General features: G+C 65.7%; 24 protein-coding genes. 20 read left to right on the top strand and 4 right to left on the bottom strand.

Translation table 11 applies throughout. The features are described from left to right. Positions 1-42: 42 nt before the first annotated feature. Positions 43-678, bottom strand: a complete 636-nt coding sequence (msrA, locus tag LZA78_RS09040; protein WP_233676613.1) for a peptide-methionine (S)-S-oxide reductase MsrA — start codon at positions 676-678, stop codon at positions 43-45. Positions 679-798: 120 nt separating this feature from the next. Between msrA and LZA78_RS09035 the strand changes: the two genes are divergently transcribed. Then, a complete protein-coding gene (locus LZA78_RS09035) occupies positions 799-1,860 on the top strand; it encodes a YeeE/YedE family protein (protein ID WP_233676612.1) in 1,062 nt (353 codons plus the stop codon). Here the strand turns inward: LZA78_RS09035 and LZA78_RS09030 are convergent. Next, positions 1,857-4,046: a primosomal protein N' gene (locus LZA78_RS09030; protein ID WP_233676611.1), complete on the bottom strand. Its 2,190-nt coding sequence runs from the start codon at positions 4,044-4,046 to the stop codon at positions 1,857-1,859. The genes LZA78_RS09035 and LZA78_RS09030 overlap by 4 nt on opposite strands. 227 nt (positions 4,047-4,273) lie before the next feature. On the opposite strand from LZA78_RS09030, the gene fsa reads away from it, so the two are divergent. The 4 genes from fsa to LZA78_RS09010 all read left to right on the top strand — a co-directional run bounded on the left by fsa (position 4,274) and on the right by LZA78_RS09010 (position 7,428). Further along, positions 4,274-4,927, top strand: a complete 654-nt coding sequence (gene fsa / locus LZA78_RS09025; RefSeq protein ID WP_218628801.1) for a fructose-6-phosphate aldolase — start codon at positions 4,274-4,276, stop codon at positions 4,925-4,927. A 126-nt stretch (positions 4,928-5,053) separates the two neighbouring features. Next, complete coding sequence (locus LZA78_RS09020; RefSeq protein ID WP_233676610.1) at positions 5,054-5,758, top strand: DUF484 family protein; 705 nt, start codon at positions 5,054-5,056, stop codon at positions 5,756-5,758. Then, positions 5,758-6,681, top strand: a complete 924-nt coding sequence (locus tag LZA78_RS09015; protein WP_233676609.1) for a tyrosine recombinase XerC — start codon at positions 5,758-5,760, stop codon at positions 6,679-6,681. The genes LZA78_RS09020 and LZA78_RS09015 overlap by 1 nt, the downstream gene beginning before the upstream one ends. Positions 6,682-6,723: 42 nt before the next feature. Next, positions 6,724-7,428, top strand: coding sequence for a CDP-alcohol phosphatidyltransferase family protein (locus LZA78_RS09010; RefSeq protein ID WP_233676608.1), 705 nt, complete (start codon positions 6,724-6,726; stop codon positions 7,426-7,428). Here the strand turns inward: LZA78_RS09010 and LZA78_RS09005 are convergent. Then, positions 7,415-8,251: an EamA family transporter gene (locus LZA78_RS09005; protein ID WP_233676607.1), complete on the bottom strand. Its 837-nt coding sequence runs from the start codon at positions 8,249-8,251 to the stop codon at positions 7,415-7,417. The genes LZA78_RS09010 and LZA78_RS09005 overlap by 14 nt on opposite strands. A 137-nt stretch (positions 8,252-8,388) precedes the next feature. Then, positions 8,389-11,346 carry an isoleucine--tRNA ligase gene (ileS, locus tag LZA78_RS09000; protein ID WP_233676606.1) on the bottom strand — a complete coding sequence of 986 codons (2,958 nt, stop codon included), beginning with the start codon at positions 11,344-11,346 and terminating at the stop codon, positions 8,389-8,391. 373 nt (positions 11,347-11,719) lie between these two features. Between ileS and LZA78_RS08995 the strand changes: the two genes are divergently transcribed. The 15 genes from LZA78_RS08995 to LZA78_RS08925 form a co-directional block, all read left to right on the top strand. After that, positions 11,720-12,373 (top strand): hypothetical protein, encoded by a 654-nt coding sequence (locus LZA78_RS08995; RefSeq protein WP_233676605.1) that lies wholly within the window; start codon positions 11,720-11,722, stop codon positions 12,371-12,373. Continuing rightward, positions 12,370-12,771 (top strand): tol-pal system-associated acyl-CoA thioesterase, encoded by a 402-nt coding sequence (gene ybgC / locus LZA78_RS08990; RefSeq protein WP_233676604.1) that lies wholly within the window; start codon positions 12,370-12,372, stop codon positions 12,769-12,771. Before LZA78_RS08995 ends, ybgC begins: the two co-directional genes overlap by 4 nt. A 115-nt stretch (positions 12,772-12,886) precedes the next feature. Next, positions 12,887-13,582 carry a protein TolQ gene (gene tolQ, locus LZA78_RS08985; protein ID WP_233676603.1) on the top strand — a complete coding sequence of 232 codons (696 nt, stop codon included), beginning with the start codon at positions 12,887-12,889 and terminating at the stop codon, positions 13,580-13,582. Positions 13,583-13,585: 3 nt separating this feature from the next. Then, positions 13,586-14,065, top strand: coding sequence for an ExbD/TolR family protein (locus LZA78_RS08980; RefSeq protein ID WP_233676602.1), 480 nt, complete (start codon positions 13,586-13,588; stop codon positions 14,063-14,065). Positions 14,066-14,087: 22 nt separating this feature from the next. Beyond that, positions 14,088-15,266 carry a cell envelope integrity protein TolA gene (gene tolA, locus LZA78_RS08975; RefSeq protein ID WP_233676601.1) on the top strand — a complete coding sequence of 393 codons (1,179 nt, stop codon included), beginning with the start codon at positions 14,088-14,090 and terminating at the stop codon, positions 15,264-15,266. 98 nt (positions 15,267-15,364) lie between these two features. After that, positions 15,365-16,693, top strand: a complete 1,329-nt coding sequence (tolB, locus tag LZA78_RS08970) for a Tol-Pal system beta propeller repeat protein TolB (RefSeq protein WP_233676600.1) — start codon at positions 15,365-15,367, stop codon at positions 16,691-16,693. Between the two features lie 62 nt (positions 16,694-16,755). Continuing rightward, positions 16,756-17,277 (top strand): peptidoglycan-associated lipoprotein Pal, encoded by a 522-nt coding sequence (gene pal / locus LZA78_RS08965; protein WP_233676599.1) that lies wholly within the window; start codon positions 16,756-16,758, stop codon positions 17,275-17,277. Positions 17,278-17,280: 3 nt separating this feature from the next. Further along, the gene (ybgF, locus tag LZA78_RS08960) at positions 17,281-18,114 is read left to right on the top strand and encodes a tol-pal system protein YbgF (RefSeq protein ID WP_233676598.1); all 834 of its coding nucleotides are present in this window, start codon (positions 17,281-17,283) and stop codon (positions 18,112-18,114) included. Positions 18,115-18,167: 53 nt separating this feature from the next. Then, positions 18,168-19,406: a tRNA lysidine(34) synthetase TilS gene (gene tilS / locus LZA78_RS08955; protein ID WP_233676597.1), complete on the top strand. Its 1,239-nt coding sequence runs from the start codon at positions 18,168-18,170 to the stop codon at positions 19,404-19,406. Positions 19,407-19,484: 78 nt separating this feature from the next. Next, positions 19,485-21,386 (top strand): ATP-dependent zinc metalloprotease FtsH, encoded by a 1,902-nt coding sequence (gene ftsH, locus LZA78_RS08950; protein WP_233676596.1) that lies wholly within the window; start codon positions 19,485-19,487, stop codon positions 21,384-21,386. A gap of 60 nt (positions 21,387-21,446) precedes the next feature. Next, positions 21,447-22,247 carry a methyltransferase domain-containing protein gene (locus LZA78_RS08945; protein WP_233676595.1) on the top strand — a complete coding sequence of 267 codons (801 nt, stop codon included), beginning with the start codon at positions 21,447-21,449 and terminating at the stop codon, positions 22,245-22,247. Further along, entirely contained in the window at positions 22,247-22,834 is a 588-nt protein-coding gene (locus LZA78_RS08940; protein WP_233676594.1) for an MOSC domain-containing protein, read from the top strand. Before LZA78_RS08945 ends, LZA78_RS08940 begins: the two co-directional genes overlap by 1 nt. 106 nt (positions 22,835-22,940) lie before the next feature. Then, the gene (locus LZA78_RS08935; protein WP_233676593.1) at positions 22,941-24,608 is read left to right on the top strand and encodes a formate--tetrahydrofolate ligase; all 1,668 of its coding nucleotides are present in this window, start codon (positions 22,941-22,943) and stop codon (positions 24,606-24,608) included. A gap of 63 nt (positions 24,609-24,671) precedes the next feature. Beyond that, the gene (locus LZA78_RS08930) at positions 24,672-24,977 is read left to right on the top strand and encodes a chorismate mutase (RefSeq protein WP_233676592.1); all 306 of its coding nucleotides are present in this window, start codon (positions 24,672-24,674) and stop codon (positions 24,975-24,977) included. Beyond that, positions 24,974-25,313, top strand: a 340-nt coding sequence (locus tag LZA78_RS08925; RefSeq protein WP_306798969.1) for a tetrahydrofolate dehydrogenase/cyclohydrolase catalytic domain-containing protein, incomplete at its 3' end; no start/stop codon positions are given. The genes LZA78_RS08930 and LZA78_RS08925, both read left to right, overlap by 4 nt.

Here is a 25,313-nt window from a genome sequence, read left to right as displayed (position 1 = left end):
CCCGCTTTGGCGCAGACGGCCGCGCGGGTCAAGCGCGGCGGCTCAGGCCGACAGGCCGATGGGGCACGCAACCCCGGTGCCGCCGATCCCGCAATAGCCCTGCGGGTTCTTCGCCAGATACTGCTGATGGTAATCCTCGGCGTAGTAGAGGGTGGGGGCGGGCAGGATCTCGGTCGTAATGGCGCCATAGCCGGCCGAGGACAGCCGCTGCGCATAGGCCGCGCGCGCGGTCTCGGCTGCCGCCGCCTGTACGGCGGTGTAGGTGTAGATGCCCGAGCGATACTGCGTTCCGCGGTCATTGCCCTGCCGCATCCCCTGCGTCGGGTCGTGGTTTTCCCAGAAGGTGCGCAGCAGCTCGTCATAGCTGATCACGGCGGGGTCGAAGATGACGCGGACAACCTCGTTATGACCGGTCATGCCAGTGCAGACCTCTTGATAGGTCGGGTTCGGAGTGATCCCCCCGGCATAGCCCACCATCGTCAGCCAAACGCCCTTCAGCTGCCAGAACTTGCGCTCGACGCCCCAGAAGCAGCCCATGCCGAACATCGCTTCGGCCATGCCTGCGGGGACGGGCGCGCGCAGGTCGCGCTGCCACAGGAAATGCGGCTCGGTCAGGGGCATCGGGGTGCCACGGCCCTGGAGGGCCTCTTGCGGGGAGGGCAGGCGGCTGAGTTTCATCGCGATCTCCTTTGTGCCGAAGATAGGCGCGGTCGCGCTCATGTCCAGAGCAGCCTGATTCAGATCAAGGCATCATCCGCGCGATGATGGCATGGCCGGATTGCTGGGAGGGAGGAGCCCATGGATATCGTTGCACTCATCGAGCGGATTGGCGAGGCGCCCACGGCGGCGCTGTTCGGGCTGATCACCGGGATCGTCTTTGGCGTCGCCGCTCAGCGGTCAAACTTCTGCCTGCGCGCCGCCACGGTCGAGTTCGCCCGCGGCAAGCTGGGGCCGAAGGTGTCGGTCTGGCTGCTGACCTTCTCGACCGCAGTTGTCTGGGTGCAGGGTGCGCAGATGCTGGGGCTGTTCCGCGCGGCGGACACGCGCGTCATGTCGGTGCCGGGCAGCTGGTCGGGCGCGATCATCGGCGGGCTGATGTTCGGCGCGGGCATGGTGATGGCGCGCGGCTGTTCGGGGCGGCTTCTGGTGCTGGCCTCGACGGGTAACCTACGCTCGGTCGTGTCGGGGCTGATTTTCGCCGTCGTTGCGCAGATGAGCCTCAAGGGCATCCTGGCGCCGTTCCGCGACAAGCTGGCGGGGCTGTGGATTACCGGGGCCGAGAATGTCTCGGTCCTCGATCTGCTCGGCGTACCGGATTGGAGCGGATTTGCCTTCGGTCTCGCTGTTGCGGTGCTGGCGCTATACCTGTCGATGCGCAACGGCATCGGCGCCAAGATCCTGATCTTCGCCTCGGGCGTGGGTTTTGCCGTCGCCATCGGCTGGGTACTCACCTGGCAACTTGCGCAGGTTGCGTTCGAGCCGGTGCCGGTAACCTCGGCCACGTTCTCGGGGCCCTCGGCCAATACGCTGATGTTCTTCCTCGACCGCAACGCCGTGTTCGAGTTCGACGTGGGTCTTGTGCCGGGTGTTGTGCTTGGCGCGCTGATCAGCTCGGTCCTGGCGCGCGAGTTCAGCTGGCAGGCGTTTGACAGCGTCCCGGTGATGCGCCGCTCGATGATCGGTGCGGTTCTGATGGGGTTCGGCGCGATGCTGGCGGGTGGCTGCGCCATCGGTAATGGCGTCACGGGCGGGTCGGTCTTTGCGGGCACCGCGTGGCTGGCGCTGTTCTGTATGTGGATCGGGGCCATCGTGACCGATTTCCTGCTCGATCAGCGCGCACCGGCGGCGCAGACCGCCTAGAGGAAGCTCTGCGGGTCAATGTCGATGGCAAGGCGCACGGCGTTCGGCACCTTGACCTGGCGCACCCACGCCCGCAGCGCGGCCTGAAGCGGCGCGCCCTTGTCGGCCTTGACCAGCATCCGCACCCTGTGGCGACCCCGCACCCGCGCAATGGGCGCCGGGGCCGGGCCGAACAGCTGCGCCCCGATCCGGCGCAAGGGCTCGGTGCGCCGCGCCAATTCGTTGCCGATCTCGAAGAGCGGCTGTAGCTCTGGCCCAGACAGGATGATCCCCGCCATGCGCCCGTAAGGCGGAACATTCTGTGCCCGCCGCTCGGCGGCTTCGGCTTTCCAGAAGGCCTCCTCGTCGCCCGACAGGATCGCGCGGATGACCGGATGTTCGGGCTGGTAGCTTTGCAACAGCGCCACGCCCGGCCGTTCGGCGCGGCCCGCGCGCCCGGCCACCTGCCGCATCAATTGGAACGTGCGCTCGGCCGCGCGCAGGTCCGAACCTTGCAGGCCAAGGTCCGCGTCGATCACGCCTACCAGTGTGAGCTTGGGGAAGTTGTGCCCCTTGGCCACGATCTGCGTGCCGATAATGATATCGGCACCGCCCTCGGCGATCTCGGCGATGGTTTCCTTCAGCGCCCTTGCGGTGCCGAACAGGTCCGAGGACAGAACTGCGACGCGGGCGTTGGGGAAACGCTCGGCCACTTCCTCGGCCAGCCGCTCGACGCCCGGCCCGATGGGGGCCAGCTTGCCCTCGACCCCGCAAGAGGGACAGCCGGCGGGGATCGGCTTGCTCTCGCCGCATTGGTGGCACACGAGGCGGTTCAGGAAGCGGTGCTCGACCATGCGCGCATCGCAATGATCGCAGCCGATCTGATGGCCGCAGGCGCGGCAGATCGTGACCGGCGCATAGCCGCGCCGGTTGAGGAACAGCATCGCCTGCTCCCCGCGCGAGATCCGGTCAAGCACTGCCCCCACCAGTGTGGGCGAGATCCAGTGAACCGACTCGATGCGTTCTTCGCGCATGTCGATGGCATGCATCTGCGGCAGCTCCGAAGCCCCGAAGCGCGCGTGCAGATCAATCCGGGCATATTTGCCCGCCGCGGCATTGGCCCAGCTTTCAAGCGAGGGCGTGGCCGAGGCCAGCACCACCTGCGCATCGCAAAACGAGGCACGCAGCACCGCCATGTCGCGCGCATTGTAAAGAACGCCCTCTTCTTGCTTGTAAGAGGTGTCGTGCTCTTCATCGACAACGATCAGCCCGAGGTTGCGAAACGGCAGGAACAGCGCCGACCGCGCGCCGACGACCAGCTGCACATCGCCCTGCGCCGCCATACGCCAGAGCCGCCGCCGCTCGGCCTGCGTCACGCCCGAGTGCCACTCGCCCGGCCGCGCGCCAAAGCGCGCCTCGACGCGGGCGAGGAATTCGGCACTGAGCGCAATTTCGGGAAGCAGAACCAGGGCCTGCCGCCCCCGTCGCAAGCATTCCGCGACGGCTTCAAGATACACCTCGGTCTTGCCCGACCCTGTAACCCCCTTGAGAAGCGTGACGCCGAAAGCGCCTGTACCGGCGCAGAGTTGGGCAGCGGCACGGCCCTGATCCTCGGACAGAGTCTTGCCGGGCAAATCTGCGTCAAGACGGGGGAAGGGCAGGTCGCGGGGTTGCTCGGCCTCTTCGACGGCGCCGCTTTTGGCGAGGCCCTTTACCACCTGCGGCGTGACGCCGGCCAACTGCGCAAGCTCGCTCAGGTAGAACCCGGCACCACCGTGATCGTGCAAGACCTTGAGCACCTTGGCACGGGCCTCCGTCTCGCGCTCCGGTGCGCCCGAGCCAATCCGGTAGATGCGGCGCGATCCGGGCGGATCGAACAGCCCCGTAGTGCGGGTCGCCAGCCGCAGCATCGCCGGGCGCGAGGTCATGGTGTATTCCCCCATCCGCAGCAGAAAGCTCCGCAACTCATCGCGCATCGGGGGCACATCAAGAACCCGCGCAACGGGCCGCAGCTTGGCCGCGTCGAAGCGCCCGTCACCCGCCCCCCAAACGACACCAACGACCCGTCGCGGCCCCAGCGGAACCTCGACAAAGGCGCCAAGGAAACATCCTCCCTCGGGTGCGAGGTAATCGAGCGGCCGCCCGATCGGCTCGGCGGTCAGCACAGAGACCCGCGCCCCTTCGGCGAACCAGCATTCATCCGGCATGTGTCACGCCTTCAATTTTCTTGCCTCCGGCGGGGATATTTTCACCACATTGAAGTGTATGCGCCGCCGCCCCCTCTTCAATGTGGTCGAAATATCCCGGGGGGAGAGGCCGCGAGGCCTCAGGGGGGCAGCGCCCCCCTTGCGCCGTTTGTCCGTTGCCGATTCCGCTCTGGGCAAGGGCGCGGGTTTGCGCTATCAGGCGCGCAAATGCTGCTCTGGAGGCCATAATGAAATTCTTCGTCGATACTGCCGATGTCGCCGCCATCAAGGAACTCAATGACCTTGGCATGGTGGATGGCGTGACCACCAACCCGTCGCTGATCCTGAAGTCGGGCCGCGACATCCTCGAGGTGACCAAGGAGATCTGCGACATGGTCTCGGGGCCGGTTTCGGCCGAGGTCGTGGCGACCGAAGCCAAGGACATGATCGTCGAAGGTCTGAAACTGGCCAAGATCGCCTCCAATATCGCGATCAAGGTTCCGCTGACCTGGGATGGTCTGACCGCCTGCAAGGCTTTCGCATCCGAAGGCCATATGGTCAACGTCACGCTGTGCTTCTCGGCGGCGCAGGCGATCCTGGCCGCCAAGGCGGGCGCGACCTTCATCTCGCCCTTCATCGGGCGTCTGGACGATATCAACCTCGACGGGCTGGAACTGATCGAGGACATCCGCACGATCTACGACAACTACGACTTCAAGACAGAGATCCTCGCGGCCTCAATCCGTTCGGTCAACCATATCTCGGATTGCGCCAAGATCGGTGCCGACGTGATCACCGCGCCGCCCGCGGTTATCAAGGCCATGGCTAACCATGTGTTGACGGACAAGGGTCTTGACCAGTTCCTAAAGGACTGGGCCAAGACCGGTCAGAAAATCGTCTGATCCAGACAGGACGGCCCGCCACACCAGCGGGCCGTTTTCGTTTCCGGGGGCATTTTCCACCTGATTTTCCGCTCCGCTCGTGTAAGGTGGCAAAAAACGAGAACCTTGGAAAACAAAGGGGCAGGCATGAGCGACCCGGCACTGGCCGATGCATTGCGCGAAAAGATCATCTCGGATCCCGAGGTCATCCTTGAGGACCGGGATCTGATGCGCGCCCTGATCGCCGCGAACGAGCGGGCGATGGGCGCCAATATCGTGGACCTGCGCGGTATCGCGATGCAGCGCCTCGAAGAGCGGCTCGATCGGCTTGAAGACACCCACCGCTCGGTCATCGCGGCGGCGTATGAGAACCTTGCGGGGACCACGCAGATCCACCGCGCGGTGCTGAAACTGCTCGATCCGACCGATTTCGAAGCCTTCCTGAACGTACTGCACAGCGATGTGGCCGAGATCTTGCGGCTCGATTCTATCCGGCTAGTGCTGGAGACGATGCAGACCCAGCACGACCCCGTTCTGCGCAGCCTTGGCGAGGTATTGCGTGTGGCCGAGCCGGGTTTCATCGACGCCTACATGACGGCCGGGCGCGGCGGGCAGTTGCGCCCTGTGGTGCTGCGCCAGACCCTGCCCGAGGCCGCGACGGTCTATGGAGAGGCCGCCGAGTGGATCCGTTCGGAGGCGCTAATGCGGCTCGACTTCGGGCCGGGGCGGCTGCCGGGGCTTTTGGTCATGGGCGCGCAGGATCCGCAGCAGTTCAAACCTTCGCAGGGGACCGACCTTCTGGGCTTTTTCGCAGGCGCGTTCGAGCGGGCAATGCGCCGCTGGCTGGCCTGATGGGTATCGGCTTTTCTCCGGCGGCGGGCGATGCGCTGCTGGCGTGGCTTGATTATCTGCGCGCGCTCGACGGCGCCTCAGCCAATACACTGAGCGCCTATCGCAGCGATGTCGCGGGGTTTCTGAGCTTCTTGCACGAACATCACGGCGAAAGCCATGGGCTGGCGCGGCTGGCAGCGATCACCCAACCCGACATGCGCGCCTGGATGGCGCATGAGCGGGGCCGGGGCCTCTCGGCGCGGTCGCTGGCGCGCGCGCTTTCCTCGGTCAAAAGCTTCATGCGCTGGCTGGCCGAGCGCGAGGGCTTCGACCCGACCCATGTGCTGGCCGCGCGAGCGCCGAAATACACCCGCAAGCTCCCCCGCCCCCTGACCGAAGAGGCCGCGCGGGCGGTGATCGAGCAGGTCGATTTGCAGGCAAGCGAGCCCTGGATCGCCGCGCGCGACGCCGCCGTGGTCACGCTGCTTTACGGCTGCGGGCTGCGGGTGTCCGAGGCGCTTGGCCTGACCGGCGAGGCCCATCCTCTGCCCGAGGTTCTGCGTATTCGTGGCAAGGGCGACAAGGAGCGTCTGGTGCCCGTGCTTCCCGCCGCGCGGGCGGCGGTCGCGGCCTATGTCGCCAGTTGCCCCTATCCGCCCACGCCGGGCGAGGCACTGTTTCGCGGCGCACGCGGCGGGCCGCTCAGCCGCCGCCTGATCGCCCGCGCGATGGAGCGTGCGCGCATGTCGCTGGGGCTGCCCGCGACCGCCACGCCGCATGCGCTGCGCCATTCCTTCGCGACGCATCTGCTCTCGGCCGGGGGGGATCTGCGCGCGATTCAGGAACTTCTGGGCCATGCAAGCCTCTCGACCACCCAGATCTATACCGCCGTCGATGCCACGCGGATCATGGAGGTTTACCGCGCAGCGCATCCGCGCGCGTGATCTGCGGTTGAGGTCGGTGGCGCTTTCTGGCTAGAGAGGCACATGGATATTCGCGTCAAAGCCCTTTCAGTGCACCTTCTGACCGCCACTGGCGCGGTTCTGTCGATGCTGGCCATGCTGGCCGCGGTCGAGGAGAAGTGGAGCCTGATGTTCCTGTGGCTCGTCGTGGCGCTGTTCGTGGACGGGATCGATGGGCCGCTGGCGCGCCGCTACGACGTCAAGCGCAACTGGCCGATCTATGACGGCGTGCTGATGGACCTGATTGTCGACTACCTCACCTATGTCTTTATCCCGGCCTATGCGCTCTTTAAATCAGGCCTGCTGCCGGGTTGGACGGGGTGGCTTGCGATCATCGCCATCACCTATACAAGCGTCATCTACTTCGCCGATACGCGTATGAAGACGAAGGATAATTCCTTCTCCGGCTTCCCCTCCTGCTGGAATATGGTGGTGCTGGTGCTCTTCGCGCTCAAGCCCGGTTACTGGATCACGCTCGGCGTGGTTCTGGCGCTGGCAGTGGCGATGTTCTTCCCGCTGAAGTTCATCCATCCGACCCGGACCGAGCGTTGGCGCGCCCTCTCGCTGCCGATGGCGCTAGCCTGGACGATCTTTGCGGGTTGGGCTGCTTGGGTCGATTTCCATCCGCAAAGCTGGGCGCATTGGGGGCTAGTCGCGACCTCGGTTTACCTGCTCGTGGTCGGCATCGCTCAGCAGATCATCCCTGCACGCCCGGTCAAAGCCGGGTAAGCATCACTCCGGCGACGATCAGGCCCGCCGCCATGCCCTTCTTGGCATTCATCTTCTCGCCGAAGATCAGCCACCCCATGAGCATGGCAAACAGGATCGAGGTCTCGCGCAGCACCGCCACGAGCGCGATGGGCGCCACCGTCATCGCCCAGATCGAAATCGCGTAGGCGCCGTAAGAGGCAACCGCCCCCAGGCCCGCCCGCATCCAGTCCCGCGCGGGCACGTTCAAATCGCGCAAGCCCCGGCGCGAGAGCATGAGTGCGGCAAACCCCAGCCCGCCGCCGATCATCAGCCAGCCGGTATAGCCCACCGCATCGCCCGCGACCCGCGCGCCCATACCATCGACCAGCGTATAGGTCGCCGTTGCGCAGGCCGAGCCGAGCGCGAAGGGCAGAAGGCGCCGGCTCTCGCCATCAGTAAAGACGCCGCGCGCCATCAGCAGGATACCCGCCCCCAGAATGGCGATGCCCGCGTAGCCTGTGGCCTCGATATGGTCGAGCGCGACGGCCGCCGAAACGATGGCAACCAGCATCGGCGCCGTTCCCCGCGCGATCGGATAGACACGGCTCAGGTCGCCCTGCTCATAGGCATGGGCGAGGAAGAACTTGTAGGCGAAATGCACGAAGCCCGCGCCGATGATCCAGGGCCATGCGGCCGGGATGGGCAGGGGGCGCATGATGACAACGATGACGCCCACGACGACTTCGGCCAGCGACAGCAGCACCATCGCATGGATCTTCGAGCCGCCTAGGCGGATCAGCGCATTCCAGAGCGCATGGAGGAAGGCTGCGGCGAGCACCGCGAAGAGGATAGGCAGGCTCATCGCGGGGGGACCGTGCGGCTGTCATGAAACTGTCACATGGCTATCTGCGGGGCATCCGCACGGCAAGCGGCGAATTGTGCGGGCCACAATGGGAAAGGGCGCCCGAAGGCGCCCTTTCGTTTCGGGTGTTACGGCGTTCAGCCAAGCGCCTCGTCGCAGCGCTTGCAGGTATGCGCGTGGCTGTGGCTGCCCACGTCAGGCAGGATCTTCCAGCAACGCTGGCACTTCTCGCCCTCGGCCTGCTCGAAGACGACCGCGAAGCCCGGAACCTCGGGCAGGCGGAAGGCCTCGTTCGGGGCGGGATCGGTGGTGATCTCAAGCCCCGAGGTGATGCACAGATCGGCGAAGTTCACCGATTTTAGCGCGGCGGCCAGGGCAGCATCCTCGACATGGACAACGGGGGCTGCCTCAAGCGAGGCGCCGATGACCTTTGCGGTGCGCTGAACCTCGAGCGCGGCGGTCACCGCCCGGCGGGCGCGGCGGATGCCCTCCCATTTCGCGGCCAGCGGTTCGTCGCGCCAGTCGGCCGGGGTGACTGCGAAATCCTCGAGGTGGATCGAGCTGTCCTCGCCCGGGAAGCGCGAAAGCCACACATCCTCCATGGTGAAGGGCAGCATGGGCGCAAGCCAGCGGGTCAGGCGATGGAACAACAGGTCCAGCACCGTGCGCGCCGCGCGGCGGCGGGTCGCCCAATGCGGGTCGCAATAAAGCGCATCCTTGCGGATGTCGAAGTAGAGCGCCGAAAGGTCTACCGTGCAGAAGTTGAACAACGCCTGGAACACGCCCGAGAAGTCATAGGCGTCATAACCCTTGCGCACGGTGTGATCGAGCTCGGCCAGGCGGTGCAGCACCCAGCGTTCCAGCTCGGGCATTTCCTCAACCGGCAGACGCTCGGCCTCGGTGAAGCCGTCAAGGTTGCCCAGCATGAAGCGCAGCGTGTTGCGCAGGCGACGGTAGCTGTCGGCCACGCCCTTGAGGATCTCTTTGCCGATGCGCAGATCGACCGTGTAGTCGGATTGCGCGACCCAGAGGCGCAGGATGTCGGCGCCGTATTCCTTGATGACATCGGCGGGCGCCACGGTATTGCCGAGCGATTTGGACATCTTCATGCCCTTCTCGTCCAGCGTGAAGCCGTGGGTCAGCACGCCGCGATAGGGCGCGCGGCCCTTGGTGGCGCAGGCTTGCAGCATGGAGGAATGGAACCAGCCGCGGTGCTGGTCGGTGCCCTCAAGGTAGAGGTCGGCGATGCCGTCCGCGGTGCCGTCCTCGCGGTCGCGCAGCACGAAGGCATGGGTCGAGCCGCTGTCGAACCACACGTCGAGCACGTCGAAGACCTGCTCATACTCTTCGGCATTCACGACATTGCCCAGCACCTGCTCCTTGAAGCCGGGCTTGTACCAGACATCCGCGCCCTCGGCCTCGAAGGCGGCCTTGATGCGCGCATTGACGTCGTCGTTGCGCAGCAGGAAGTCCGGGTCGGTCGGGCGCGCGCCCTTCTTGGTAAAGCAGGTCAGTGGCACGCCCCAGGCGCGCTGGCGCGACAGAACCCAGTCGGGCCGCGCCTCGATCATCGAGTAAAGGCGGTTGCGGCCCGTCGGCGGGGTCCATTTCACCAGTTGGTCGATCGAGGTCAGCGCGCGGGTGCGGATCGTGTCGCCATATTCGCCCATGCCGTCGTCGAGCTTGTAGTCGATGGCGGCGAACCATTGCGGCGTGTTGCGATAGATCAGCGGCGCCTTCGAGCGCCACGAATGCGGGTAGGAATGCTTGAGCTTGCCCTTGGCCAGAAGCGCGCGGGCATAGGCCAGCTGCTTGATGTTTGAGACGTTCGCCGGGCCTTCCTTGCCGTCGGGCAGCACGATGGCCTGACCGGCGAAGATCGGCAGATCCTTGCGGTAAGAGCCATCGGGTTCGACGTTATAGGTCATCGGCAGGCCGAACTTGAGGCCAAGCTGATAGTCGTCGTCACCATGCGAGGGTGCGGTATGCACGAAACCCGTGCCCGCATCGTCGGTCACGTGATCGCCCGGCAGCATTGGGACATCGTAATCCCACTCGCCATTGCCGCCCTCGGCCCCGTGATAGGGGTGCTGAAGGATGACGCCCTCGAACTCGCTCACGTTCACGTCGCGGATGCGGCGATACATCGAGCCGTCGAGCTTGGCCGCAGCCATGACCTGCTCGGCCAGCGCATCGGCCAGCACGAGGTATTCGCCGATGACGGCGGTCGATTGCTCGGGGCGGCCGGTGACCTCGTAAAGGCCGTAGGCGATGCTAGGGCCGTAGGCTACCGCGCGGTTTTGCGGGATGGTCCAGGGGGTGGTGGTCCAGATCACGATGGATGCATCGGTGAGGTCGATTGCTTGGAGCGTGACCTGCCCTAGGGACTTGCCGACGAACGCCGCTCCATTTTGCAGCTTGAACCGCACCCAGATCGTGTGGCTGGTGTGGTCGTGATACTCGACCTCGGCCTCGGCCAGCGCGGTCTTTTCGACCGGCGACCACATGACGGGTTTCGAGCCCTGATAGAGCGCGCCGTTCATGAGGAGTTTCATGAACTCATCCGCGATCACGGCCTCGGCGTGGTAATCCATCGTCAGATAGGGCTTGTCCCACTTGCCGGTGATGCCGAGGCGCTTGAATTCGTCGCGCTGGATGTCGATCCAGCCCTCGGCGAACTTGCGGCACTCCTGGCGGAAATCGACGACATCGACGGCGTCCTTGTCGAGACCCTTGGCGCGATACTGCTCCTCGATCTTCCATTCGATCGGCAGGCCGTGGCAGTCCCAGCCCGGAACATAGCGCGAGTCCTTGCCCATCATCTGCTGCGAGCGGACGATGAAATCCTTGAGGATCTTGTTCAGCGCGTGGCCGATATGCAGATGGCCGTTGGCATAGGGCGGGCCGTCATGCAGCACGAAGGGCGGGCGATCGCCTGCCTTGGCGCGCAGCGTGTCGTAGATGCCGATCCGGGCCCAACGCTCCAGCCATTCGGGTTCGCGCTGCGGCAGGCCCGCGCGCATCGGGAAATCGGTTTCGGGCAGAAAGACGGTGTCGCGGTAATCGACGGTATTCTCGGGCGTATCGGCGCACATAGATCGGTAGTCCCTGGCTTAAGGATTGGGCGCGCGGCCCGCGCCCCTGGGCTTTGCTCACATCTCCCGGCCACCCTGACGCGTCAGAGCGCCGGGCCGGTAATTCGATGGATGTGCAAGAGCCGGGTCATGGCGGCCTTATAGGCTTGCCTCGCACGCGCGGCAAGCGGGGAAAGGGGGCGCTGCCCCCTCGCGGCCGGGGCCGCTCACCCGCGAGGTATTTGGACCAAGAAGAAACGGAGGCCCTTTTGGCTTTGCACAAATATCCCGGGGGTGAGCCGGGAACGGGCGAGGGGGGCTGGCCCCTTGTCCCGGCCCTTCACCCCGGCGCGGCGATGGCATAGGGTGGGGCAACATTACTCTGGGGGAGAAGATGACCGACCAGCCTTCCATGCTTGGCGCCGATGAAGTCGCGGCACTTTTTACCCGTTCGACAGGCGAGTATCTGTTTGCGCGTTGGGGGCGGCCAATCGTGCCGGTCGTGTTCGGGGTCGATGCCGCGACCTTGGCGACGGTAAAGGGCGCGGTCGAGGCGGTGGTGGTGCTGGCTGGGCACAAGATGGCCGAGACCGATCCCGAACTTGGCGCCAACCTGATGGTGTTCTTCTTCCGCGATTGGCAGGAATTGCTCGAGGTGCCCAATCTCGATCACATGATCGACGGGTTGCAGGACCTGGTGGCGCGGCTGGACGATCAGGGGGCGAACCAGTATCGCGTGTTTCGTTTTGATCCCGACGGTGCGATCCGGGCCTGTTTCAGCTTCGTACGGATGGACGCGGCGCTTGACGAGGTTCCGGCCGAGACGATTGCGCTGAGCCAAGCGGTGCAGATGGTTCTGCTCTGGTCTGATCAGGCCTTTGCCGAGCGCTCGCCTCTGGCCGTGGCGCGGGGGGTGACGGTGCTGCGACCTGATATCGCTGCGGTGATCCGCGCCGCCTACGATTCCGTGATGCCTGCCGTTGCGCAAGACGCAAGCCACGCGCTGCGGCTGGCCGCGCGGGTGGGTGCGGCGGAGGGCGGCGCATGAGCTTCGAGTTCCCCCTGCGGGTCTATTACGAGGACACCGACCTTGCCGGGATCGTCTATTACGCCAACTACCTGCGCTTTATCGAGCGCGGGCGGACCGAGTGGGTGCGTGCGCTTGGCGTCGATCAGGTTGCACTGAAGCGCGAGCATGGGATCGTGTTCGCCGTGCGCCGGGTTGAGGCCGATTACCTGCGCCCCGCGAAATTCGATGATGAGCTTGTTGTGACAACCGATCTGGTCGCGGAAACCGGGGCGCGGATCGTGGTTGAGCAGGCCGTCTGGCGCGGCGAGGAGAAGCTGTTCACCGCTACGGTGACCATCGTCTGTCTGGGTGAAACTGGCGCGCCACAGCGTTTGCCGCCCGATATCCGGCGAAAGTTTGCCCCTGCGGTGCACTGATCTGCCAATTGCTACAGAGAAATAACGCGCTTGTTATGGCGCCCCCCCTGAACCTCGGTTAGAATCGCTGCTAACAGAGCCGCAAAACGTGGCCACAACCGGCGAGCAGTGACAGATGGAAACCGAAGCCCTCAATATGGCGCAGCAGATGGATTTTTCCCTGCTGGCGCTTTTCGCCCGTGCATCGCTGACCGTGAAGCTGGTGATGATGATGCTGACGGTCGCCAGTTTCTGGTCCTGGTCGATCATCATTCGCAAGTTCATCACCTACCGTGCCTCGCGGCAGGAAGCGGATGCGTTCGATCGTGCCTTCTGGTCGGGCGAGCCGCTTGACGAGCTTTTCGACCAGATCGGACCGGCGCCGGATGGTCCGAGCCAGCGCATCTTCGCCGCCGGTATGCTGGAGTGGCGCCGCAGCCACCGTCAGGATGGTGAGTTGATCGCGGGCGCGCAGGCGCGCATCGACCGTTCGATGGATGTCGCGATCGCCAAGGAGACCGAGGCGCTGAACGCGGGCCTGCCGTTCCTCGCGACCGTGGGCTCGACCGCGCCTTTCGTGGGTCTCTTCGGCACGGTCTGGGGCATCAAGGTGGCCTTCGAGGAAATCGCGATCTCGCAGAACACCTCGCTTGCGGTCGTGGCGCCGGGGATATCGGAGGCGCTGGTCGCCACCGCGCTTGGCCTTCTGGCCGCTATCCCGGCGGTGATCTTCTACAACAAGCTGTCGTCGGACGCCGACAAGATCGCCTCTGGCTACGGGGCCTTCGCAGACGAATTCGCTACCATCCTGTCGCGCCAGTTGGACGCCTGAGCCATGGGCGCGGGGGTCATGAAACGTGGCGGTGGCGGGCGCAAGCGCCGCGGCAACCAATCGAAACACGCCGCGATGAGCGAGATCAACGTCACGCCGATGGTGGACGTGATGCTGGTTCTCTTGATCATCTTCATGGTCGCCGCGCCGATGATGACGGTGGGTGTGCCGCTTGAGCTGCCCAAGACCGCTGCCAAGGCGGTGCCGACCGAGCAGGAAGAGCCGCTGACCATTTCGCTGCAACTCGACGGCACGGTGTCGATGATGAACTCGCCCGTGCCCGAGGCCGAGCTGGTGGACCGACTGCGCGCTGTCGCGCAGGAGCGGGACAGCGACAAGGTCTTCCTGCGCGCCGACGGGGGCATCGAATATTCCCGCGTGGTGCAGGTCATGGGGGCGCTCAATGCGGGCGGTTTCAACAATATCGTGCTCGTGACGGATACGGGCGGCCCGGGACTGACCGGGGAGCAGGCCGGAAACTGAGGCCGGGGTAGCGCGGATGCGCATGGATAGGGCAGACAAGATCGGCACGGGCGTTTCGGCGGTGCTCCACCTCGGAGTCATCGCCTGGGTGCTTTTGGGCGGTTCGTGGTTCAAGCCCAAACCCTCGGAGCCGATCGTGATGCAGGAGGTCTCGGTGATTTCCGAGGCCGAGTTCTCTGCCATGGTCGCGGCCGCGCCGAAGGCGTCGGAGACGCCGGTGGCCGAGATGCCCGCGCAGCCGCAGCCGCAGCCGGTCGAGCAGCCCGCCCCCGAAGAGGCGCCCGTGCCTGAACCCCAGCCCCAGCCCATGCCCGAGCCCGTGGCCGAGCCCGAGCCGCAGCCCGATATGTCGGACCTGGAGCCGGTGGAGCCCGCCGAGGTTACCGAGGTGCCGCCGAGCATGATGCCGCCCGTCGAGGTGCCGCAGGACACGACGACGCCCGATTTCTCGGCGCGCCCGGTGCCCAAGCCCGCGCCGCGCGTCGCGCCCAAGCCCGCCGAGGCGCCTGCGCCCGATGCCAAGGTGTCGGAACTGGCCGAACCCGAGACGCGGCCGGAGGAATCGGCCGAGCCCGAGCAGGTCATCGAGGAACCGAAAGAAGAGGCCGCGCCCCCCGAGGCCACGACCGAGATCGTGACCGAGGCGACCGAGACCGAGGAAGTGGCCAAGACCTCGGCGCCCGCAAGCTCGGCGCGCCCGCGCACGAAACCCGCGAAACCGGCGCCTGCGCCGACGGAAACCGCTGCGGCCAAGCCCGCGGCTGCCACCAAACCAGCCGAGGCGAAGCCCGCGACCGATGCGGTCAATGACGCGCTGGCCGAAGCCATGGCCGAGGAGGCCCAGGGCACGGGTGGCACTGGCCGCGCGGCCTCTGGCCCGCCGGTCACCGCAGGCGAGAAAGAGGCGCTGATCGTCGATGTGAAGGCCTGCTGGAACGTCGGCGCGCTGAGCAGCGAGGCGCTGCGCACCACCGTCACCCTGCGCGTCGCGATGAATCCCGACGGCAAGCCGGATATCGGCTCGATCGAGATGGTGGGCTACGAGGGCGGCTCGGACGCAGCCGCGCGGCAGGCCTACGAGGCCGGACGGCGCGCCATCGTGCGCTGCGGCTCGGACGGGTTCCCGCTGCCTGCGGAGAAATACGATCACTGGCGCGAGATCGAAATCGTCTTCAACCCCGAGAAGATGAGGATGAAATGATCACAGCGTCTTTTGGGCAGATTTTCGCGGCCGCTCAGGCGGATGTGATGCGCCGCGATGCAGAAACAGGTTACAAGGGGCCAAGGCCCGAACGAGGAATGGCGAGTATGATGCGGATTGCACTTGCGGCGCTGGCCGCGCTGATGATCGGCCCCGCGATGGCGCAGGCCCAGCAGGGGCCGCTGCGGATCGAGATCACCGATGGCGTGATCGAGCCGCTGCCCTATGCGCTGCCGACCTTCGTCGCCGAGACCGGCGACGCGGGCCAGATGGCCAATGACATCACGCGCGTGATCGCCGCCGACCTGAGCGGCACGGGTCTGTTCCGCGAAATCCCCGAGAGCGCGCATATCCAGCGTTTCGGTGCCTTCGACATGCCGGTGAGCTACCCCGACTGGCAGGCGATCAACGCGCAGGCGCTGATCGTCGGCGGCGTGTCGATGCAGGGCGGCAAGGTCGTGGTCAAGTTCCGCCTGTTCGATATCTATTCCGGCCAGCAACTGGGCGATGGCCAGCAACTGGCGGCCTCGCCCGCCAGCTGGCGGCGCCTGGCGCATAAGGTCGCCGACGTGATCTACAGCCGCGTGACCGGCGAGAGCGGCTATTTCGATAGCCGCGTCGTGTTCGTTTCGGAAACCGGCCCCAAGGATGCGCGCCAAAAGCGGCTGGCCGTGGCCGATTACGATGGCGCGAATATCCAATACCTGACGGATTCGAGCACCATCGTGCTCGCGCCGCGCTTCTCGCCCGATGGCGGACGCGTGCTGTATACCACTTTCGAGACCGGCTTCCCGCGCATCAAGATGCTCGACACCCGCAACGTCGCGGCCACGCTGCTGCCCGAGATCCCCGGCACGATGACCTTCGCGCCGCGTTTCTCGCCCGATGGCGGTTCGATCGTCTATTCGATGGAGCAGGGCGGTAATACCGACCTGTGGACCATGGGCGTCAGCGGCGGATCGCCCTCGCGACTGACCAATAGCCCCGCGATCGAGACCGCGCCCTCCTATAGCCCCGATGGTTCGCGCATCGTGTTTGAGAGTGACCGTTCGGGCACGCAGCAGCTTTACATCATGTCGGCAGGCGGCGGTGAGCCCACGCGGATCTCGTTCGGCGAGGGGCGCTATGGCACCCCGGTCTGGAGCCCGCGCGGCGATCTGATCGCGTTTACCAAGCAGCACGCGGGCCGCTTCCACATCGGCGTGATGCGCACCGACGGCTCGGAAGAGCGACTGCTCACGGCCTCGTTCCTCGACGAGGGCCCGACCTGGTCGCCCAATGGCCGCGTGATCATGTTCACCCGCGAAAGCCCCGGCGCCGCGGGTGGCGCGCAGCTTTTCTCGGTGGATATCTCGGGGCGGAACCTCAAGAAGGTCGACGGCGTCGGCGCAGCATCGGACCCGGCCTGGTCGCCCCTTCTGCCCTGATTCACAAGGCTCAACGAACCTGATAACATCGCCCGAAACGGGCAAACCAAAGGCGGTAACATATGACTTTCGCACCCAAGGCAGTGCTTCTTCTGGCAGTTCTGGGCCTCGCGGCCTGTAATAACCCCGACAAATACGGCGCGGGCAACGGCGTCGTCGATCCGGGCGGCATGTACGGCGACAACGGCATCTCGCAGGGGTCGATCAACGATCCGAACTCGCCCGCCTATTTCAACCAGGCGATCGGCGACAAGATTCTATTCCAGGTCGATCAGTCGACGATCAACCCCGAGGCTCGCACCATCCTGTCCGGTCAGGCACAGTGGCTGGTGAACCACCCGCAATATGCCGCGATCATCGAAGGCCACGCCGACGAGCAGGGCACCCGCGAATACAACCTCGCACTGGGTGCGCGTCGCGCCAGCGCAGTGCAGGAGTTCCTGATTTCGCAAGGCGTTGCCGGCAACCGCCTGCGCACCGTCTCCTACGGCAAGGAGCGTCCGCTGGCCGTCTGCTCGACCGAGGATTGCTACGCTCAGAACCGTCGCGCGGTCACCGTGATCTCGCTCGGCGCGGGGAGCTGATAGATGCGGCGGGTGCTGATGGCAGGCGCTATGGCGCTGGCGCTGATGGCGCCCGCCCATGCGCAGGATGCGCAAACCCTGGCCGATATCCGCGCCCAACTGGCGCAGCTGTCGGGCGATCTGCAGGGGCTGCGCGCGCAGCTTGTGTCGGGTGGCGCGCAGGGGATCCAGCAGGCGGGCGGCGCCAGCGCGCTGGAACGCATGAACGCGATGGAGGCGCAGCTCTCGCAGCTGACCTCGCGCACGGAAGAGCTGGAGAACCGCATCAACCGGGTTGTTACCGACGGTACGAACCGCGTCGGCGATCTGGAATTCCGGCTGTGCGAACTGGAGGCGGGTTGCGATATCTCGGCGCTTGGCCAGACGCAGCCGCTTGGCGGGGCGGGGGCTACGGCCAACCCGGTGACCGCACCGGCGCCCTCGGGCACTCCGGCGCCTGCGGGTGCTTCGCTGGCGATGAACGAACAGGCGGATTTCGACCGGGCCAAGGGGGTGCTCGGTCAGGGTGACTTTCGCGGCGCCGCTGACCTCTTCGCGACCTTTGCCGAATCCTACCCGGGTGGGCCGCTGACCGCCGACGCCATGTATCTGCGCGGCGATGCGCTGAAACAGGCGGGCGATACGGCGGGGGCGGCGCGCGCTTGGCTTGACGGCTTCTCGGCGGCGCCGAACGGGCCCCGTGCGGGCGACAACCTGCTGGGTCTGGGTGTCTCGCTTGGCGAGTTGGGCCAGAACGTCGAGGCCTGCGCCACGCTGGCCGAGGTGCCGATCCGCTTCCCCGGTAGCCCTGCTGCGGCGCAGGCGGTCTCGGCGATGACCGGTTTCGGGTGTCAGTGAGCGAGTTTGAGGAGCGCGCATCCCAACGTCTCGCGGATGTTGAGGCAGGGAAGATGACGCCCGAAGATGCTTGGCTTTACCAATGGGCGGATGCGGCGATCACGCCGCATCCGCGTTTTTCTTCCGAAAGGATCGGGGTCGCGGTCTCGGGCGGTTCGGATTCGATGGCGACGCTGATGCTGCTCGCGGACGCGCATCCGGTCGAAGCGGTCACCGTCGATCACGGATTGCGCCCCGAGGCGGCGGATGAGGCCCGCTTTGTTGCGCAGCTCTGTGCGGAGAGGGGCATCCCCCATACGATCCTGCACTGGCAAGGGCCGGAAGACCGCGGAAACCTGATGGATCAGGCAAGGCGCGCCCGGCTTGAGTTGATTGGCGCATGGGCGCAAGCGCGCGGCATCGCGCAGGTGGCGCTTGGTCACACGCGCGACGATCAGGCCGAAACCTTCCTGATGCGGCTTGCACGCGAGGCGGGGTTGGAGGGGCTCTCGGGGATGCGCGCGCGGTTTGAGGCCGAGGGCGTCCTTTGGCTGCGCCCGTTCCTGATGGTCGGTCGGGATGAGCTGCGGGGCTATCTGTCGCGCCAGGGGATCGGCTGGATCGAGGACCCGAGCAACGAGAACGATCGTTTCGACAGGGTGAAGGCGCGCAAGGCGCTACGTGCGCTGCGCCCTCTGGGAATCACCTCCGAGAAATTGAGCCATGTCGTTAGCCACCTCGCAGTGGCCGAAAGTGCCCTGGTTCTTGCGGTGCATGACTTCGCGAATGACCATGTGGCCGAGGTCAGTGGCGATCTGCTGATCGAGGCGGAGCCTTTCCAGCGCGCCCCGCACGAGGTGCAGCGGCGCCTGATCGTGGCGGCGCTGCGGTGGGTTGCGGGCGCGGATTACGCGCCACGCGCCCGGAAGGTCGCGGATTTCCTGCTAGGCTGGCGCGCGCGCCCTGACCGCACCCTGCACGGTTGCCGCATCCGGGTCAGCGATACCGAAATCCGCATCGCGCGCGAGGCGCGGGCCGTGGCCGGGCTGCGCGTGTCTGTGGGTAAGTCTTGGGACCGCTGGCAGCTGGAAGGACCGGCTGTCGAGGGGCAGGAAATTGCCGCCCTTGGTGCGCAGGGGCTGCAACTCTGCCCGAACTGGCGCGAAAGCGGGCTGCCGCGCGCCTCGTTGCTGGCCTCGCCCGCTGTCTGGCAGGGCGATACGCTGGTTTCGGCGCCCGTTGCTGGGCTTGAGAGTGGCTGGAAAGCGCGGATTGTCTGCGGCTCTTTTCACTCTTCGCTATTCAGGCGTTGAACCTGCCCGCGTAATCCCTATTTTCATCGCAACGGCTACGGGCTTGCCCGCGGCCTGAATAACTTTGGAGGTCCCCCCTTGGGCAACGCGCGCAATCTCGCCTTCTGGGCAGTGCTGTTCCTGCTGATCCTGGCACTGTTCAACCTGTTTGGCGATGGCCAGAGCACGATGAACTCGAAGCAGGTCGCCTATTCCGACTTCATTGCGCAAGTCGATAAGGGCGATGTGAAGAGCGTTCAGATCGACGGCGAGGACGTGCGCTACCAGATCGGCGATGGCTCGGCCTATACCACCGTCAAGCCCTTCTCGGACGAGATCGCCGAGCGCCTGATCGACAAGGGCATCCAGGTGCGCGTCATCAAGCAAGAGCAGTCTGGCTTCATGTCGCTTCTGGGCGTGTGGCTGCCCTTCATCGTGCTGATCGGCGTGTGGGTGTTCTTCATGAACCGCATGCAGGGCGGCGGCAAGGGCGGCGCGATGGGCTTTGGCAAGTCCAAGGCGAAACTGCTGACCGAAAAGCAGGGCCGCGTGACCTTTGACGACGTGGCGGGCATCGACGAGGCTAAGGAAGAGCTTGAGGAAATCGTCGAGTTCCTGCGCAATCCGCAGAAATTCAGCCGCCTTGGTGGCAAGATCCCGAAAGGCGCGCTGCTGGTTGGCCCGCCCGGCACGGGTAAGACGCTGCTTGCACGCGCCATCGCGGGCGAGGCTGGTGTGCCTTTCTTCACCATCTCGGGGTCTGATTTCGTCGAGATGTTCGTAGGTGTCGGTGCTAGCCGCGTGCGCGACATGTTCGAGCAGGCCAAGAAAAACGCGCCTTGTATCGTCTTCATCGACGAGATCGACGCCGTGGGCCGCGCCCGTGGTGTTGGCATCGGCGGCGGCAATGACGAGCGCGAGCAGACGCTGAACCAGCTTCTGGTCGAGATGGACGGTTTCGAGGCCAACGAGGGCATCATCATCGTTGCGGCCACCAACCGCCGCGATGTGCTTGACCCCGCGCTGCTGCGTCCGGGCCGTTTCGACCGTCAAATCCACGTGCCGAACCCCGACATCAAGGGCCGCGAAAAGATCCTCTCGGTTCACGCCCGCAAGGTGCCGACCGGGCCGGACGTCGATCTGCGCGTGATCGCGCGCGGCACGCCGGGCTTCTCGGGTGCCGATCTTGCGAACCTCGTGAACGAGGCTGCGCTGATGGCCGCCCGCGTGGGTCGCCGCTTCGTGACGATGGAAGATTTCGAGAACGCCAAGGACAAGGTGATGCTGGGGGTCGAGCGGCGCTCGATGGTGCTGACGCCCGAGCAGAAGGAAATGACCGCCTATCACGAGGCCGGTCACGCCGTGGTCGGCATGAAGCTGCCGAAGTGCGATCCGGTCTACAAGGCCACCATCATCCCGCGCGGTCAGGCACTTGGCATGGTCGTCTCGCTGCCCGAGATGGACAAGCTCAACTACCACAAGGACGAGGCCAAGCAGAAGATCGCCATGACCATGGCGGGCAAGGCGGCCGAGATCCTGAAATGGGGCGAGGATCACGTGTCCAACGGTCCGGCGGGCGATATCATGCAGGCCTCGGCCATTGCCCGCGCCATGGTGATGCGGTGGGGCATGTCCGACAAGGTCGGCAATATCGACTACTCCGAGGCGCATGAGGGCTATTCGGGTAACACCGGTGGCTTCTCGGTCTCGACCAAGACCAAGGAGTTGATCGAGGACGAAGTGCGCGGCCTGATCGAAGAGGGCTACCAGGAGGCGCGCCGCATCCTTGAAGAAAACATCGACGAGTGGGAGCGTCTGGCCCAAGGCCTGCTGGAATACGAGACCCTGACCGGCGACGAGATCAAGAAGGTCATGGCGGGCGACGCGATCCACGGCGACGACAACGACGACACGCCGACGGGCAGCCTGCCTTCGGTGACGGCCGTTCCCAAGACCAAGCCCGCCAAGGGCGGTGATACGGCGCCTGAGCCCTCGGTCTGAGGGCGGCACAGGCCGGGGGCGCAAGGCGCGGCCCCGGCGCTTACGTTTCTGGGGGCAGTAATGGCCAAGGCAACCGCAGGCCGGACGGGTGGGGACTGGAACCCCGAGTTCTACGCGCGCTATCGCGGGCTGCGGTTGCGCCCCGCGCTTGATCTGCTGGCGCATGTGGGCGATCTGCCCAAGGGCAAGGTGATCGACCTTGGTTGCGGTGCGGGTGCGGTTGGCCCCGCGCTGGCGGCGCGTTTTGCAGATCGCAAGATCGTCGGCGTGGACAGCTCGCCCGCGATGCTGTCCGAGGCTGCGGCGACGGGCGCCTACAAGCGTTGCGACTTGGCCGATGTCGCGCAATGGGCACCCAAGAAGCCCGCCGCGCTGATCTTTTCGAACGCGCTTCTGCACTGGCTGCCCGATCATGACACGCTGTTCCCGCGCCTGGCCGGATTCCTCGCGCCGGGCGGGGTTCTGGCGGTGCAGATGCCGCGGCAATACGGGGCGCCCTCGCATCGCTTCCTGCGGGAGTTCGCGCAGGAGATGTTCCCCGACCGCTTCGACTTTACCGGCTGGACCGCCCCCGTGGCAGAGCCTGCGCATTACGCGCGGCTGCTGGCGCCTCTGGGCGCGGTCGATGTCTGGCAGACGGATTATATCCATCGCCTTGATCCGCAGCCCGATGCCCACCCGGTGCGCCGCTTCACCGAGGCGACCGCGATGCGCCCCTATCTCGAGAAGCTGTCCGAGGCCGAACTGGCGGCCTTCACCCTGCGCTACGAGGCCGCGCTGGAAGCGGCCTATCCCGCCGAGCCCGACGGCTCGGTCCTGTTCCCGTTCCGGCGGGTCTTCCTGACGTTGAGAACCTCCTGATGCCCGCGCTACGCCCGACCCATTTCAGCGGTGAGATTGTCTTTCTTGGTCAGGTTGAGCCCGGTCACGGGCTGGCCTCGAAGCCGGTTGAGAGACTGGTTCTGGGCTTCGACGGCGCCGAGGGAGAGACGCATTCGGGCCTGACGCGGCCAAGCTGCTCGCGCGTGCTGGACCTGCACCCCAAGGGCACCGAGATCGCGAATACCCGCCAGCTGACCATCCTGTCGGATGAGGAACTGGCCGAGACGGCATTTGCGCTGCATATCCCGCGCCTCGCGCCCGAATGGGTGGGTGCGTCTATCGTGTTGCGCGGGCTGCCTGACCTGACGCATCTGCCGCCCTCGTCGCGCCTGCAAGGGCCGGATGGGGCGACGTTGGTCGTAGACATGGAAAACCTTGCCTGCGTGCTTCCCGGCAAGGTGCTAGAGCACCACCACCCCGGCAAGGGCGCGCGCTACAAGCCCGCGGCCAGCGGGCGGCGCGGCATCGTGGCCTGGGTCGAGCGCCCGGGCGTTCTGGCTCTGGGCGATACGCTGCGCCTTTTCGTGCCCGCGCAAAGGCGCTGGTCGGAAGAGCACAATCTCTGATCAAGGCCGAAACATTCGACCGCGTCCATTCCGACCGAAGGAATGTCGATTCTGGGCTTTTGCCAAATTTTTCCGCAGTTAAGCTGACGCGGGAAGAGGAGGAGCCATGCTGAGCGATATCGAGATTGCGCGCGCCGCGCAGAAACGCCCGATCCCCGAGATCGGTGCGAAGCTGGGGATCCCAGCCGAGGCGCTGATCCCCTATGGCCGCGACAAGGCCAAGGTGGACGAGGCATTCATCGCAGGCCTCTCTGATCGCCCGATGGGCAAGCTGATCCTTGTGACCGCGATCAACCCGACGCCTGCGGGTGAGGGCAAGACCACGACGACCGTCGGCCTGGGCGATGCGCTTTCGCGGATCGGCCAGCGCGCAGCGATCTGCATTCGCGAGGCCTCGCTTGGCCCGAACTTCGGCATGAAAGGCGGGGCTGCGGGTGGCGGCTATGCGCAGATCGTGCCGATGGAGGATATGAACCTCCATTTCACGGGCGATTTCCACGCGATCACCGCCGCGCATAACCTGCTGGCGGCGATGATCGACAACCATATTTACTGGGGTAACGGCCTCGAGATCGACGAGCGCCGCGTCACTTGGAAGCGCGTCATGGACATGAACGACCGTGCGCTGCGCGATGTCGTCGTGGGGCTTGGCGGCGTCTCGAACGGCTTCCTGCGCCAGACGGGCTTTGACATCACCGTGGCCTCCGAGGTCATGGCCTGCCTGTGCCTCTCGCGCGATCTCGAAGACCTGCAAGAGCGACTTGGCCGCATGGTCGTGGCCTATCGCCGCGACCGCAGCCCGATCACTTGCCGCGATATTGGTGCGGATGGGGCGATGGTGGTGCTGCTCAAGGAGGCGATGCAGCCCAACCTTGTGCAGACGCTCGAACACACACCCGCCTTCGTACATGGCGGTCCGTTCGCCAATATCGCGCATGGCTGTAACTCGGTCATGGCGACGACGACGGCGCTGCGGCTGGCCGATTACGTGGTGACCGAGGCGGGCTTTGGCGCCGACTTGGGGGCCGAGAAGTTCTTTGACATCAAGTGCCGCAAGGCCGGGCTGAAACCCGCAGCGGCTGTCATCGTCGCCACGATCCGCGCGCTGAAGATGAATGGCGGCGTGACCAAGGACAACCTTGGCCCGGAGAACGTCGCGGCCGTGACGAAAGGCTGTGCCAACCTCGGCCGCCATATCGCCAATACCAAGGGCTTCGGCGTGCCGGTCGTCGTCGCGATCAACCATTTCGCGACGGATACCGCCGCCGAGGTCGAGGCCGTGCGCGCCTATGTCGCGGGGCAGGGCTGCGAGGCGATCGAGTGTCGCCACTGGGCCGAGGGCGGCGCCGGCGCCGAGGATCTGGCGCGTAAGGTCGTGCAGATGGCCGAGGGTGGCAGCGCCTTCGCACCGCTTTACCCCGATGATATGAGCCTGTGGGACAAGATCGACACGATCGCGCGTCGCATCTACCACGCGGGCGATGTGATCGCCGACAAGGCCGTGCGCGATCAGCTGCGCCAATGGGAGGCGGCGGGGCACGGGAACCTGCCGATCTGCATGGCCAAGACGCAATATTCGTTCAGCTCGGACCCGGCTCTGCGTGGCGCTCCCTCGGGGCATACGCTGCCCATCCGCGAGGTGCGCCTGTCGGCAGGCGCGGGCTTTGTGGTGGTGATCTGCGGCGAGATCATGACCATGCCGGGCCTGCCGCGCCATCCGGCGGCAGAGAACATCCGGCTGAATGCGGAAGGTGAGATCGAAGGCCTCTTCTGAGGCACGGGGTTGAGGCGGGCGGCGTGCTGCGCTAGGGAGCAAGAGACCCAAGCGGAGGCACCCATGAAAGAGCCCGCAACACTCAGCACGATGGAAGAACTGCGCGTCGAGATCGACGCGCTGGACCGGCAACTGATCGCGTTGCTGGCCCATCGCACACGGCTTGTGGCCCGCGCGGCCGAGATCAAGCAGGTGGTGGGTCTGCCTGCGCGAATCCCGGAGCGGGTCGAGGACGTTGTGGCCAAGGTGCGGGCGCGCGCTGCCGAGGCTGGTGTCGACGACGGGCTGGCGGAACGGCTCTGGCGCGACATGATTGAGCACTTCATCGCGCAGGAAGAACAGGTTCTGGGAAAAGGGGACGGGCAATGACCGCCATGATCATCGACGGGAAGGCCTTTGCGGCGGGTGTGCGCGCGCAGGTTGCCGAGCAGGTTGCGCGGCTGAAGGAAGTGCATGGGATCACGCCGGGTCTGGCGGTGGTGCTGGTAGGTGAAGACCCGGCCTCCGAGGTCTATGTGCGCAACAAGGGCAAGCAGACCGTCGAGGTCGGCATGAACAGCTTCGAGCACAAGCTGCCGGCCGAGACCTCGGAAGAAGAGCTGCTGGCGCTGATCGACCGGCTGAACAAGAGCCCGGCGGTGCATGGTATCCTCGTGCAGCTGCCGCTGCCGGGGCATCTGAACTCGGACCTGGTGATCAACTCGA

It is taken from the genome of Rhodobacter flavimaris (assembly GCF_021378075.1).
GTDB classification, from domain to species: Bacteria; Pseudomonadota; Alphaproteobacteria; order Rhodobacterales; family Rhodobacteraceae; genus Rhodobacter; species Rhodobacter flavimaris.
The sequence above is the reverse complement of the archived record's forward strand: the minus strand, read 5'-3'. Positions and strand labels throughout refer to the sequence as shown.